The 13,692-nt window shown below is 51.7% G+C and carries 17 protein-coding genes; 5 read left to right on the top strand and 12 right to left on the bottom strand.

Features of this window, described 5'->3' with window-relative positions:
- Positions 1-26 precede the first annotated feature (26 nt).
- Genes B5D39_RS05620 through B5D39_RS05600 form a run of 5 tightly spaced genes read right to left on the bottom strand, consistent with a single transcriptional unit; the run spans position 27 to position 3,175 of the window.
- The gene (locus tag B5D39_RS05620) at positions 27-542 is read right to left on the bottom strand and encodes an NADH-quinone oxidoreductase subunit NuoE family protein (RefSeq protein WP_078789420.1); all 516 of its coding nucleotides are present in this window, start codon (positions 540-542) and stop codon (positions 27-29) included.
- 26 nt (positions 543-568) lie between these two features.
- Positions 569-1,741 (bottom strand): NADH dehydrogenase (quinone) subunit D, encoded by a 1,173-nt coding sequence (gene nuoD / locus B5D39_RS05615; protein ID WP_078789419.1) that lies wholly within the window; start codon positions 1,739-1,741, stop codon positions 569-571.
- 40 nt (positions 1,742-1,781) lie between these two features.
- On the bottom strand, positions 1,782-2,270 hold the full coding sequence (locus B5D39_RS05610; RefSeq protein WP_078789418.1) for an NADH-quinone oxidoreductase subunit C: 489 nt from the start codon (positions 2,268-2,270) through the stop codon (positions 1,782-1,784).
- Positions 2,271-2,318: 48 nt separating this feature from the next.
- Positions 2,319-2,828, bottom strand: coding sequence for an NADH-quinone oxidoreductase subunit B (locus B5D39_RS05605; RefSeq protein WP_012471167.1), 510 nt, complete (start codon positions 2,826-2,828; stop codon positions 2,319-2,321).
- Positions 2,819-3,175 carry an NADH-quinone oxidoreductase subunit A gene (locus B5D39_RS05600; RefSeq protein ID WP_078789417.1) on the bottom strand — a complete coding sequence of 119 codons (357 nt, stop codon included), beginning with the start codon at positions 3,173-3,175 and terminating at the stop codon, positions 2,819-2,821. The genes B5D39_RS05605 and B5D39_RS05600 overlap by 10 nt, the downstream gene beginning before the upstream one ends.
- A gap of 306 nt (positions 3,176-3,481) precedes the next feature.
- Between B5D39_RS05600 and hemL the strand changes: the two genes are divergently transcribed.
- From hemL to atpE, 5 genes are all read left to right on the top strand, one after another.
- Complete coding sequence (gene hemL / locus B5D39_RS05595; RefSeq protein ID WP_078789416.1) at positions 3,482-4,768, top strand: glutamate-1-semialdehyde 2,1-aminomutase; 1,287 nt, start codon at positions 3,482-3,484, stop codon at positions 4,766-4,768.
- A gap of 83 nt (positions 4,769-4,851) precedes the next feature.
- A complete protein-coding gene (locus B5D39_RS05590) occupies positions 4,852-5,085 on the top strand; it encodes an AtpZ/AtpI family protein (protein WP_078789415.1) in 234 nt (77 codons plus the stop codon).
- Positions 5,072-5,452, top strand: a complete 381-nt coding sequence (locus B5D39_RS05585; protein ID WP_078789414.1) for an ATP synthase subunit I — start codon at positions 5,072-5,074, stop codon at positions 5,450-5,452. The genes B5D39_RS05590 and B5D39_RS05585 overlap by 14 nt, the downstream gene beginning before the upstream one ends.
- 3 nt (positions 5,453-5,455) lie before the next feature.
- The gene (gene atpB / locus B5D39_RS05580) at positions 5,456-6,148 is read left to right on the top strand and encodes a F0F1 ATP synthase subunit A (protein ID WP_078789413.1); all 693 of its coding nucleotides are present in this window, start codon (positions 5,456-5,458) and stop codon (positions 6,146-6,148) included.
- Positions 6,149-6,211: 63 nt separating this feature from the next.
- A complete protein-coding gene (gene atpE / locus B5D39_RS05575) occupies positions 6,212-6,487 on the top strand; it encodes an ATP synthase F0 subunit C (RefSeq protein ID WP_078789412.1) in 276 nt (91 codons plus the stop codon).
- A gap of 94 nt (positions 6,488-6,581) precedes the next feature.
- On the opposite strand, the gene B5D39_RS05570 is transcribed toward atpE, so the two are convergent.
- From B5D39_RS05570 to B5D39_RS05540, 7 genes are read right to left on the bottom strand one after another with little or no spacing between them, the layout of a single operon-like run.
- Positions 6,582-7,340: a fibronectin type III domain-containing protein gene (locus B5D39_RS05570; RefSeq protein WP_078789411.1), complete on the bottom strand. Its 759-nt coding sequence runs from the start codon at positions 7,338-7,340 to the stop codon at positions 6,582-6,584.
- 1 nt (position 7,341) lies between these two features.
- Positions 7,342-8,718: an argininosuccinate lyase gene (gene argH / locus B5D39_RS05565; RefSeq protein WP_078789410.1), complete on the bottom strand. Its 1,377-nt coding sequence runs from the start codon at positions 8,716-8,718 to the stop codon at positions 7,342-7,344.
- 23 nt (positions 8,719-8,741) lie between these two features.
- A complete protein-coding gene (locus tag B5D39_RS05560) occupies positions 8,742-9,884 on the bottom strand; it encodes a hypothetical protein (protein ID WP_078789409.1) in 1,143 nt (380 codons plus the stop codon).
- A complete protein-coding gene (locus B5D39_RS05555; RefSeq protein WP_078789408.1) occupies positions 9,884-10,336 on the bottom strand; it encodes an NUDIX domain-containing protein in 453 nt (150 codons plus the stop codon). Before B5D39_RS05555 ends, B5D39_RS05560 begins: the two co-directional genes overlap by 1 nt.
- A 4-nt stretch (positions 10,337-10,340) precedes the next feature.
- Positions 10,341-11,558: an argininosuccinate synthase gene (locus B5D39_RS05550; RefSeq protein WP_078789407.1), complete on the bottom strand. Its 1,218-nt coding sequence runs from the start codon at positions 11,556-11,558 to the stop codon at positions 10,341-10,343.
- A gap of 24 nt (positions 11,559-11,582) precedes the next feature.
- A complete protein-coding gene (gene argF, locus B5D39_RS05545; protein WP_078789406.1) occupies positions 11,583-12,494 on the bottom strand; it encodes an ornithine carbamoyltransferase in 912 nt (303 codons plus the stop codon).
- Positions 12,491-13,690: an acetylornithine transaminase gene (locus B5D39_RS05540; protein WP_078789405.1), complete on the bottom strand. Its 1,200-nt coding sequence runs from the start codon at positions 13,688-13,690 to the stop codon at positions 12,491-12,493. Before B5D39_RS05540 ends, argF begins: the two co-directional genes overlap by 4 nt.
- Positions 13,691-13,692 lie beyond the last annotated feature (2 nt).

The raw sequence follows: 13,692 nt of genomic DNA, 5'->3' as shown, positions 1-13,692 counted from the left end.
TCTATCCCCTGACGAACGTCCCGAACCTAGATCGGGAGCGAAGAATATTCCTTGATGATCTCATCTACCTTTTGAACTGTCATCTTGCCGTAGGTCTCATCGTTGACCATGGAAAGTGGCGCCATACCACAGGCCCCAAGACATGCCACCAACTCAAAGGTAAAGCGACGGTCCGGAGTTGTTTCTGCGTGACCAATACCGATTCGATCATAAAACGATTCTTTGATCCGCTCAGCCCCCAGAACGTGACAGGCTGTTCCCATGCAGACCCGGATAATAAACTTACCGCGTGGCTTGAGATGGAACTGAGCATAGAAGGTCAACACACCATAAATCTGACTGGGATAGACATTCAGACGCTCGGCCACATAATCAACGGTGATCCGTGGCACATACCCGTAGGCATCCTGGATTCCCTGCAGAACCGGCATCAGGTTGCCCGGGATATCCTTGTATTTTTGAATTACCTCTTCTGCAAGGGCCAGATCAATAACCGGCTCTTCCACTTCGGTAGTTTCTGTAGTTGCAACCGCTTCACTCATCTGCGGCCTCCCTTTTCGGTCTCAGTTTAGCGGTCAATCTCACCCAACACGATGTCCAATGTACCGATAATCGCAACAAGGTCTGCCAGCATGGCACCCTTTGCCATCTTCTCAATGGCCTGCAGGTTGACAAATGATGGCGGACGAACCCTCATACGATAAGGCTTACTACTACCGTCACTTACCAGATAGAACCCAAGCTCACCTTTAGGCGCTTCAATTCCCATGTAGACTTCACCCTCAGGAACCGGGTAGCCCTCACTGGCAATTTTGAAGTGGTGAATCAGGCCTTCAATACTGTTATAGACAGAATCTTTTGCGGGATAGCAAACTTGAGGTGCATCAGCCAGTACCGGACCGGGCTTGAGTCGCTCCATCGCCTGGGTAACAATCTTGCAAGATTCACGCATCTCAATCAGACGACATTTGTAACGATCAAAGGTGTCGCACTCAGTTCCAACCGGCACTTCAAAGGTGTAGTTCTCATAACCTGCATAAGGAATATCACGGCGCAGGTCAAAATTAACACCTGAACCACGCAGAGCTGGTCCCGTGATACCAATATCAGTTGCATCTTCAGCCGAGATGATGCCGTTGCCAATGGTACGCTTGCGCCAGATCGGGTTACCGGTCAACAGGCCTTCATAGGTATCAATGAATCCAGGCATTTCAGCTATGAAGTCACGTACTTTCTTCTCAAATTCAGCAGGCACATCCTGTGAAAGGCCGCCAGCACGGAAGAAGTTAGAGGTCATCCGGGCACCAGAGATTAACTCATAGGTCTCCATGATGGCTTCACGCTCGCGGAAGGCATAGATAAAGACAGTCATAGCACCAATATCAAGTGCGTGACAGGCAAGCCATACCAAGTGTGACTGCAGGCGGGTCAACTCAGTCATAATAATTCTGATTGTCTGTGCCCGCTCAGGAACATCGATACCCAGCAGTTTTTCAACAGCCAGAATGTAGCCCAGGTTATTACTCATCGGAGCCAGATAATCCAGACGGTCAGTTAACGGCAGGGTCTGGTGGTAGGTACGATGTTCAGACAACTTTTCAACGCCGCGATGCAGGTAGCCGATATCTGGATCAATCTTAAGAATGGTCTCGCCATCCAGCTCGATCACCATGCGCAGAACGCCGTGGGTACTGGGGTGTTGCGGCCCCATGTTAATGGTCATGATTTCATTGTTAGCCATGTATAGCCTCGTCTGCTCGTTAAGTGCGTAGTAGTTCTAATTAAGAAAGACGTCCCTTGTACGGCTCACGACCAGGCCCCTGCAACGGGTAGTCCTTGCGGAGCGGATGCCCTTCCCAGTCAGGCGTCATCAGGATACGACGCAGATCCGGGTGTTTATCAAAGCGAATACCAAACAGGTCAAAAACTTCGCGCTCAAGCCAGCCAGCGGACCCGTACACCTGCGTAGCACTGCCAATCACACAGTTTGCCTCAGAGACCGGGGCCTTGACCCTCAAACGGTCTTTGAACGACACCGATGTCAACTGATAGACCATCATAAAACGGTCAGCAGCCTTACCAAGATAGTCAATGGCTGTTACATCAGTCAGCATATCGAACTTGCACTCTTGCTTCAGAAACGTGAGTACAGCAACGATATCCTCTTTCTTGACTGTAACGATCCAGTCACCACGATCCTGCGTCACCTCCAGAATGGAGGCCTCGAACTTCCCTTGCAGTTTTTCAACGGCGCGATTTGTGTCTGCCATAGCGTCGAAACCTTTTCAGTAATAGTGAATTCGTAGCAACCTAGAAAATCAGACCGTGGATACCCGCTCACCCAGGCCGAATACGGAACCAAACGAGTTACTCTCCTGCATGATCTTGTCTTGCAGCTTCATCAGACCATACAACAGAGCTTCTGGGCGTGGAGGACAACCCGGAATATAGACATCGACCGGCAGTGCCTCATCGATACCCTGCACAACACTGTAGGTATCAAAAATTCCGCCAGAACAGGCACAGGCACCCATGGCAATTACCCACTTAGGCTCAGGCATCTGCTCATAAACCGTCTGAATTACCGGCAACATCTTCTTGGTTACCGTACCAGCGATAATAATACAGTCTGCCTGACGTGGCGAAGCACGGAAAATGATACCAAAGCGGTCAAGGTCGTTGTGCGACGCACCAGTTGCCATCATCTCAATGGCACAGCAGGCCAGACCGAAGGTCATCGGCCAGATGGAGGACTTCCTGACCCAGTTGACCAGCTTATCAAGTGACGTAACGGTTACGTTACCACCGAGGGGCTGATTTACTCCCATTCCAGTGCTCCTTTTTTCCAGACATAGATATAACCAACAAACAGGATCACAACAAAGAGCCCCATCTCTACCAACCCGAACACACCAAGCTTCTTATACAGAATTGCCCAGGGATAAAGAAAGACAGCTTCAATATCAAACAGAATAAACAACATCGCGATCAGATAAAACTTGATTGGGAACCGCTCGCGCGCTGTGCCGATCGGCTCACAACCACACTCGTACGGTGCCATCTTGACCTTTGAAAACTTCTTCTGGCCAATCAACGAAGAAAACACCACCGAACCAAGGCCAAAGGCCAATGAAACAAGGATCAGCAGCATAATGGGTAGATAGGTACCAAGCATTCTCTATTTCCTCCCCAAGCAGTTTCTTTCAAGACTTTACACGTATACTGTATACAAAACGCAGCAAACCTATTGCATTTGGGTGCCGATTGTCAAGCACTTTTTCCCTTTTTTTTTAGCCTGCATTAAATCATTCTTAACATCGTAAGATATTTATTTCGCTTATGTTTACAGGACATAGAAGACTTTTTAGGTATAATTCAGGCAAGTTTTTCTACCGCAAACGAACTGAATTGACAAACGAACCTAGCAACAGGTACAAAAGCGCAACTGTCCTACGTTCACAAATTGGAGGCACACATTTCTATGATCCACACACGCTCTCACACATTATTTACGCAAGCACGTCAGATTATTCCCGGTGGCGTTAACAGTCCGGTCAGGGCCTTTAAATCAGTTGGCGCCGACCCACTGTTCATCAAAAAGGCTTTGGGAAGCCGGATAGTTGATGAAGACGATAACAGCTATATCGATTATGTCGGCTCATGGGGCCCCATGATTCTCGGCCACTGTTACCCTGCCGTTGTCAACGCAGTCAAGACATGTATGGAAAACGGCTCAAGCTTCGGTGCCCCAACTGAGCTAGAAATTACCCTGGCCCAAATGGTGATAGATGCCGTGCCTTCCATAGAAATGGTGCGCATGGTCAGCTCTGGCACCGAGGCAACCATGAGCGCCATCCGCCTGGCCCGCGGCTATACCGGTCGCGACAAGATCTTAAAGTTTTCCGGTTGCTACCACGGCCACGCAGATGCACTGCTGGTTAAAGCAGGCTCTGGCGCCGCCACCTTTGGGGTACCTGACTCTCCCGGCGTTCCTGCAGATTTTGCCAAGCACACCCTGACAGCAGAATACAACTCTCTGGAATCAGTCAGTAGACTCATTGCCGAGAACAAGGATCAGATCGCCTGCATCATTATTGAACCGGTTGCAGGCAACATGGGCACCGTGCCACCCCGGCCCGGCTTCCTTGAAGGCCTACGAGAACTCTGCACCAACGAAGGCATTATACTGATTTTTGATGAGGTTATGTGCGGTTTTCGCGTTGCATACGGTGGAGCACAAACGCTCTACGGCGTTACCCCGGACATGACCACCCTGGGCAAGATCATCGGTGGCGGCCTGCCGGTTGGCGCCTTTGGCGGCAAGCGCGAGATTATGGAAAAGCTCTCCCCCTCAGGCGGCGTCTACCAGGCCGGCACACTGTCAGGCAACCCATTGGCCATGACCGCTGGCATCGAAACCCTCAAGATGTTACAACAGCCTGGTTTTTACCAGCAACTGGAGGAGAAGAGCCGCCTGCTTGCAGAAGGGATCGCCCAAGCGGCCAAAGAAGCGGGATACCCACTATATTCCACCAGGGTCGGCAGCATGTTCTGCGCCTTCTTCACCCCCCACGAAGTCTTTGATTGGACCACTGCAGCTGCCTGCGACACCAAGACCTTTGCCCGCTATTTCCTAGCCATGCTTGAGGAAGGGATCTATCTGGCCCCCTCCCAATTTGAAACAGCCTTTATGTCAGCTGCACACACGCAGCAGGAGATTGAGACAACTATTGCCGCAGCCCGTAAGTGCTTTAAACTCATTGCATGATTCACGAAACAATTGACACTGCAAGCGTCACTGTGCTATGAGAAACAGGTTTTGTATACAATCCCTGCTGACCGGAGGCGGAAATGGGCGAACTTCGTGACATTTTCCGCAACATTGGCACCGTTTCAAGCATGGGTATTTCAGTTGTACTTGCCATCGCAATCGGTGTCTGGTTTGGCCTGACAATCGATCGTTGGCTGGGTACGGCTCCTTGGTTTTTCTGGATTTTCCTCATGATTGGTATCGCTGCCGGGTTTAAGAATGTGTATATCATCACACGGCGCGAGATAAAAAATCTGAACCGTGACAACGATTAACGAGGCAAGGCTGCCTGCGCTTATTTTGCAATCTAGCGTCGTGCTGCTTGCCATTGCAACAGCAACCGGTTTTCTTTTTTATACCGCCCCGGTTGGACTTGGAATTCTTGCTGGCGGCAGCATCGCCATCATTAACTTTGTCTGGCAGCGCAGGACATTGCGCCAGCTGCTAGATCATCAGATCGCACCATCTGCAGGTTCTGCAGCAGTCCGTTACCTGCTTCGATTGAGTATAACTGCTGTCATACTCTATGCTGTTCTGACCTCCGGGCGTTTTTCCATTATTGCCCTGCTCGTTGGTCTCTCGGTCATTGTGGCAGTCATAATAGCGTTAACTCTGTATTCAGCGTTTTATAAAGGAGATTGACCCATGGTCCACCCGTTGTTGTTTCTCCAGTTCCTTAGTTCAAAACTGCAGCACCTGCTGCATATTTCTGACGCTTCAGCTAACGCAGTTGTCTATACCTGGACGGTCATAGCACTGCTGTTGGTGCTGTCACTGATTGCAACCAGTGCGCTGAAAACCATACCAAGCGGCACACAAAACTTTATGGAAGTTGTGGTCGATGGCATTGAAAACATGATCGTTGAGACCATGGGTGAGCATGGTCGTCCCTTCTTTCCGTTAATTGCCACACTGGCTATTTTCATCCTGGTGTCCAACCTGGTGGGCCTGATCCCCGGTTTCTATCCGCCGACCGCCAATATCAACACCACTGCGGCCTGCGCGATTGTTGTATTTGTAGCCACCCACGTGATCGGCATCAAGCACCATGGTTTCCACTACCTGAAGCACTTCCTGGGACCGATCTGGTGGCTGGCACCGCTGATGTTCTTCATTGAACTGATCGGACACCTTTCACGTCCTGTATCCCTTACTCTACGTCTTTTCGGCAACATGAACGGCCACGAGCTGGTTCTGATGATCTTCTTTGCTCTGGCACCGTTCCTGGTACCTCTGCCAATGATGCTGATGGGTGTACTGGTTTCTTTTATTCAGGCATTCGTCTTTATGTTGCTGGCCATGATCTATATTCAGGGATCACTGGAAGAAGCGCACTAATTATCGATTATCCATTTTTCTCCTATACTGTTTAGGAGCACACACCACACGGAGGTAGTACAGATGAACTTTTTCACAATGTGTATGCTGGCTGCAGGTTTTGGTATGGCTATTGGCGCTTTCGGTACCGGTATCGGCCAAGGTATGGCTGTTAAGAGTGCTGTTGAAGGCGTTTCCCGCAACCCCGGCGCTTCCGGCAAGATCCTGACCACCATGATGATCGGTCTCGCCATGATCGAGTCCCTGGCAATCTACGTTCTGGTTGTTTGTCTGATCATCCTGTTCGCTAACCCCTACAAGGATGTTATGATCAAGGCTCTGGAGACCGTTGCCAAGTAATTTGGGCAACCTCTTTTTCCTTGCACAACACAAGAAAAGGCGACCGAGTGATTCGGCCGCCTTTTCTTGTTTAGAAAGCTTTATTTCTTAAAAACTAGCTTGGGTCGTCCGCAACACTGATGGCAACAGCAGCAGAGGGCTCACTTTCAGCCAGCATTCCATCAGCGCGCTTTACCACAACGCTGGCAGCATAACGGTAGGTCACACCACGCTGCACAGCCTGATCTTCGTAATGGGTAGATCCTCCTGTCAAGGTGGTCACCGGAACAAGTGCTCCAGCCCCCTCCCCACGGTAAATGGTGTAGCCAACCAATGGTGCGTCTTGCTGAGCAACGCTAGTAAGATCAAGGGCAATGAATCCGCCAAAGGCAGAGCGTACCTTTAACTCCGGCGAGTTGGGAGCCGCCAGAAGCTTTACCATAGCGGTTGTCGTGGCACCGCCGGTAATGCCCCCCTTTTGCACCGTCTGCAGACGATACTGATACCGTTCACCATTGCGAACATCAGTGTCAACGACAACAAGCCGGTTACCCTGACGTTGTGCTGGCGCAGGGAAAGCAGGATCAACCTTCTGTAGCGCCTGATACTGATCCTGGCAACTGACGCAGTCATTTTCCTGATATACGCGCCGTCCAATCAGAATCGCCTCAAGATCTTGAAGCTTGCGGCCTGAACGATCCTTATCCGGCAGATCAAAAGAAAGGCGCAACGCAGAACCACGTTGCTCAACCTTCAACTGCTGCGGCGGCTGGGCTATCAGCATATCAGGATAGATTAACGGCCCTTTTTTACCGCAGCCTGTCATAAGCATGGCGGCTGATGCAGCCATGAGGGCGACCTGTTTAACCTGCATGCTACTTCCCTTCCCGACAGCGCCGGATCTCATCTTCAACACGGCTGCGAGCAGTACCACCAATCACATTACGGGCATTGACACTTGCCTGAACCGTAATGGCTGCGAAGATGTCATCACTGAAGTGCGGCGAAAACAGCTGCCATTCAGCCAAAGAAAGTTCTTCCAGCTCCATCTCGTTTTCAACACAGTAAGCCACCGCTTTACCGACCGCCTCGTGGGCATCACGGAACGGCAATCCCTTGCGTACCAGATAATCAGCCACATCAGTTGCAGTCGAGAATCCCTGGCCTGCTGCACGCCCCATGGAACCGGCATTAACCCGCATCTCGCGGATCATGTCGGCAAAGATCTTGAGAGAGCCCTTGACGGTGTCAATCGTATCAAAGAGCGGTTCCTTGTCCTCCTGCATGTCTTTGTTATAGGCCAAGGGCAATGCCTTCATCACTGTCAACAAAGCCATCAGATTTCCATAGACGCGCCCGGTCTTGCCACGCACCAGCTCAGGCACATCCGGGTTCTTTTTCTGGGGCATGATCGAGGAGCCGGTACAGAAGCCGTCGGACAGATCCACAAAACGGAAGGCACTGGTGGACCAGATGATCAACTCTTCTGACATACGGGAAAGGTGCATCATCAGAATTGAGGAGGCAGAGATAAACTCAATGGCAAAATCACGATCAGAAACCGAATCCAGCGAATTGCGGGTCACCGTAGGAAAGTCAAGCTGCTCAGCCACATATTCACGGTCTATCGGGAAGGTTGTACCGGCCAGCGCACCAGCCCCCAGAGGCAGCACGTTCACCCGTTTAAAGCAATCCTCCATCCTGCCTTTGTCACGTTTAAACATCTCGACATAGGCCAGCATGTGGTGAGAAAACAGGATCGGCTGAGCCGATTGCAGGTGGGTGAAGCCGGGCATCACCACCTCAATATTCTTTTCAGCCTGCTCCAGCAATGAATCAATCAGCATCTCAAGATAGGCCACGACCTCAACAATCTCATCCCGCAGGTAGAGCCGGATATCCAGTGCCACCTGATCATTTCGGGAACGTCCGGTATGCAGCCGCTTGCCTGCCTCACCAATCTTTTGGGACAGGCGAGCCTCAATGTTCATATGGATATCTTCAAGACCGATGGAAAAATCAAATTCGCCTGCCTCGATCTGCTGCAGGATATTTACCAGACCGTGGACAATTTTATCAACATCATCCTGAGGTATGATCCCCTGCCGTCCCAGCATCCGTGCATGGGCAACCGAACCACGAATATCCTGATGATACAGCCGCTTGTCAAAATCAATTGAGGCGGTGAACTCTTCCACAAACTTATCAGTCGGCTGGGTAAAGCGCCCACCCCATAATTTGTCCTGCGACATACAAAAATCTCCTTGATTACGTGTTAGATGCCACCAACGAAGGTAGCTGACTGCACCTTTTCCCATCCTTCTTCAGCAGATCGCTGCAGAATGGCATGTACCTTGAGCGGCACCCTGGAACTGCGCGGATCTATTTCATGGTGCAAGGGCAGATTAAAATAGAGCAGGCGTGTGCCACGACCAAACCGTAAACGGCAAACCGGCGCGCCAGCAAAATCATCGGCAACAAACTCTTCTGACACCACCTGTTCCAGACGGTGATGGCGATTGATCACCACAGAGGATTGTCCGAATCCGGTTGACAGCGGCACCCCTTCCAGCAGGGTCTCATCAGAGGCGTTGCCAAAAACCGTTACCGTCTCCCGCACACCAGGGGTGTCCTCCAGATATTCTCCGTAGAAACCGCTGACCACATCACGGTAGGCCTGATGCTCCGGCTTGGGATTGCACTGGATCACAAACAGGGCATCAAGCCCCTGACGGGTACTGAAATAGAGCTGATTTGCATGGTCAATGATCTGCTTGATATTGGAGCTGTACAGGTCACGGTAGAGATAATCAAGACAGATAATCGCCATAAAATTAAAGCAAGAAGCTCTGCTGCGTAACAGGTAAAAATGCCGTCCCCGGTAGAGATCATGGTACTTGTCAATAAACTCTTCACCATGGAAGGGATGACTCTTTGCCTCCAGAAAGACCCGCAGCCTGCTGTCTGCCTCCTTAACCAGAACCAGACACCAGTTAACCGGCATATCCAGCACATCGCCCGAGTCAATATCCTGATCAACCAGCTCTATCGCCGCCTGATTATCAGCCTTGAAACGTTCAAGATAGCGACGATACTCCCGCAGGCTGACATGCTCGACGCCGATCATGGTAACCGTATTGGGCCTGAAACCCTGATCAACGGTTGCAAGCAGCTGATCAAGACAGCTTACCGGCAGACTGGATTCAGGAAACAGCAAAAAATGAAGCTTTTTAAGATTCCCTTCACCTGCTGCCACCAGCTCAAGGACTGAATTGATCGCCTGCCACTGCTGTTGTTCTTCTACCGGATGAAAGCCAGAGGTTTTATGCAGGTGGTTGGGTAGCTGAGCAATCAGGCAGTGCAGATGATGCCCCAATGGAAAGGCAAGATTAACCTTGGTATCAATGATCTTTGGCATCAGCGCGACTCCGGGTCGACTGTGACAAGCTCAGGGAAAATTTTCCCAAGGATGGTACGGGTTCCGTCAGGCATCAGGTAGGCTGCAAGTTCATGCCTTGGCACCCAGCTTGCCTCGGCAACCTCATCCGGATTGTGGGCCAGATCATAATGAACCGGTCTGCAACGGTAAAACAGGATAACGTAGTGGCAGTTTTCTTCACCGGGGGTAAGGTGTTCAAAGACATCAATCAGGCTGCCCACCTCAACCTCTAACCCGACCTCTTCATCCACTTCCCGCCTGAGTGCCGTTGCTATCGGCTCCCCCAGATCAATCTTACCGCCTGGCATGACCCACATATTTTTAAAGGGCGGGATGCTCCTCCTGGTGAGGAGCACCCGTTCCTGTTCATCAATAATCACCGCCACCACAGAAGTGACGATATGTTCCTTCCTGTAGCGCGGTTTGGTCACAAACCTACTTCTTGCCCTGCATCAGGGAGCGGATCCGCAAGCGCAGGGAGTTGATCTTGATAAAGCCCTCTGCATCTGCCTGATTATAAACCTTGTCCTTCTCAAAGGTGGCAAAATCCAGGTTGAACAGCGAGTTTGTCTCGGACTTGCGGCCAACGGTGCGGCAATGTCCCTTGTACAGCTTGACCCGTGCTACGCCGTTAACAGTCTTCTGTGATTCATCGATCAGGGTCTGCAGCATTTCACGCTCTGGGGAGAACCAGTAACCGGCATAGACCTGACGGGCATATTCTGGAATCAGCGAGTCACGAATCCGCATTACTTCACGATCCATGGTGATCTGCTCAACAGCAGAGTGTGCTTCGCGCAGGATGGTGCCGCCGGGAGTCTCATAGACACCACGGGACTTCATGCCGACTGAACGGTTTTCCAGCAGGTCAACCCGCCCTACCCCATGCAGGCCGCCAATGGTGTTCAGGTGCGCCAGCAACTGGGCCGGTGTCATCCGCACACCATCAACCGCCACGGCATTACCCTGTTCAAACTCAATCTCAACATACTGCGCCTTGTTGGGAGCCTTTTCCGGCTTGCAGGTCAGCACATACATCTCTTCCGGTGCCTCAGCCCAGGTATCCTCCAAGATGCCACCTTCAAAGGAGATATGCAGCAGGTTACGGTCTGAAGACCAGGGACGCTTCTTGGTGATCGGAATTGGAATATCGTTCTTCTTGGCATAGGCGATCAGCGCCTTACGGCTGTTCAGCTTCCAATCCCGCCAGGGAGCGATGACGGTAATGGAGGGGTCGAAATGGTAATAGGCCAGTTCAAAACGGACCTGATCATTACCCTTACCAGTGGCACCGTGGGAGACCGCATCACAGCCTTCAATCTTGGCGATCTCCATCTGACGCTTGGCGATCAGCGGACGGGCAATGGAGGTTCCCAGCAGGTAATGGCCTTCATAAATAGCATTAGCCCGGAACATCGGATAGACGAAGTCACGAACAAATTCTTCCTTCAGATCATCAATATAGACGGTACTTGCGCCGGTCTTGAGCGCCTTTTCACGCACCGGCTCCAGCTCATCACCCTGCCCAAGATCTGCAGAGAATGTCACGATCTCTGCGTCGTACTCATTCTTCAGCCACTTCAGGATAATGGAGGTATCCAGCCCGCCGGAGTAAGCCAGGACGATCTTCTTAACATCTTGTTTTTTTGCCATTGCGTGTCTCCTTAAAAATTTCTGTTATTTCATCAGAGTGGCCATAATGGCCTTTTGAATATGCAACCGATTTTCCGCTTCATCCCAAACCACGGACTGTTTCCCTTCAATCACGCTGTCGCTGATCTCCTCGCCACGGTGAGCAGGCAGGCAGTGCAGCACAATGCTGTCTGGCTTGGCAGCCGCCAGCAGTTCATCATTGACACAGTAGCCTTGAAATGCAAATTCCCGCTGTTTCTGTTCTGATTCCTGCCCCATGCTGGCCCAGACATCGGTATTGATCACATCGGCATCACGCACCGCTTCTTCAGGGTCTTCGGTGATGGTGATCGTGGCAGTGCCCTGCTTCTGCGCCCAGTCCCAGACATGGCGGTCCGGCTCATAGCCTTGAGGACAGGCCAAAGCCAGATCAAAACCGAAGATAGCGGCAGCCTCGATCCAGGTGTTGGCCATGTTATTACCATCCCCCACCCAGGCAAACTTAAGACCTTGATACCCACCTTTATGCTCGATCACGGTCTGCAGGTCTGCCATGATCTGGCAGGGGTGAAACAGGTCGGTCAGGCCGTTAATCACCGGCACATCGGAGTAACGGGCAAACTCGTCCACGATCTCCTGACCAAAGGTACGGATCATCACACCATCACAATAGCGTGCCATGACCCGGGCTGAATCCTTGATCGGCTCGCCCCGCCCCATCTGGGAATTGGCAGATGAGATAAACAGGCCGTGACCACCCAACTGATAGATACCCACCTCAAAGGAGATACGGGTACGGGTGGAGGCCTTTTCAAAGATCATGGCCAGGGTCTTGCCCTTTAGCAGGTGATGCTCAATGCCGCTTTTCTGCTTCTGTTTCAGCTCTGCAGCCAGAGCCAGCATGGCATCAAGCTCTTGCTTTGTAAAATCGTGTAATGCCAGAAAGTGCCGCGTCATGCCTGTATCTCCTTGAAAATTCCATCCAGAATCTGAATCATCTGATTAACGTCCTGCTTGCTGACCGTTAGGGCAGGCACAAACCGTAGCACGGTATCATGGGTCACATTCAGCAGCACACCCCGCTCGTGGCCTTTCTTGACAATATCACCACCGGGAATAGTCAGCGACATGCCGATCATCAGACCGATGCCCCGCACCTCTTTGACAAAGGGATACTTGGCCCCCAGGGTTTCCAGTTCACCATGCAGGTACTCACCCATCTCCTCTGCACGGTTCAGCAGTCCCTCCTCCAGAATAGCCCGCACTGCGGCGATTGCGGCGGCGGTCACCAACGGATTGCCGCCAAAGGTGGAACCGTGGGTACCGGGGGTAAAGGAGGCAGCCACCTCATCCCGTGCCAGCATGGTACCGATCGGCGCACCACCGGCCAACGCCTTGGCCAGGGTCATAATGTCCGGGGTGATATCAAAATGCTCATGGGCAAACAGCTTGCCGGTCCGCCCCATTCCCACCTGCACCTCATCCAGAATCAGCAGCAGTTGGTGACGGTCACACAGTTCACGCACCCCCTGCATATATTCAACTGAAGGGATATTGATGCCACCCTCTCCCTGGATCGGTTCCAGCATGATCGCGCAGGTCTGAGGGGTGATAGCTGCCGCCAAGGCCGCCAGATCATTGAACGGCACATGGGCAAAGCCATGCAGCAGCGGATCAAAGAAGCGCTGCACCTTCTCCTGACCAGTGGCTGACACCGTGGCCATGGTACGACCATGGAACGAATCCGCAGCGGTAATAATCCCATACCGTTCAGGGTTATTGTGCTTCTCGCGGCTGTATTTACGGGCCAGCTTAATGGCCGCCTCGTTGGCCTCTGCACCGGAGTTACAGAAAAATGCCTTATCTGCAAAGCTATGGCTGCAGAGTAGTTCTGCCAGCTCTATCTGCTGAGGGATCTGGTAGTAGTTGGAGCAGTGGATCAGGGTTGCAGCCTGCTCCTGGATCGCCTTAACCACCTTGGGGTGGCAGTGGCCAAGATTGTTAACCGCCACACCGGCCAGAAAATCCAGATATTCTTTACCATCGGCATCCCAGAGACGGCATCCTTCGCCCCTGACCGGTACAATCGGATACCGTCCGTAGGTCTTCATGATTACTTTATCTGAGCGTTCAACCCATTGCTGATTTGTCATTT

It is taken from the genome of Trichlorobacter thiogenes (assembly GCF_900167465.1).
GTDB classification, from domain to species: domain Bacteria; phylum Desulfobacterota; class Desulfuromonadia; order Geobacterales; family Pseudopelobacteraceae; genus Trichlorobacter; species Trichlorobacter thiogenes.
Note: the sequence above shows the minus strand (reverse complement) of the source record. Positions and strands in the feature narration are given on the sequence as shown.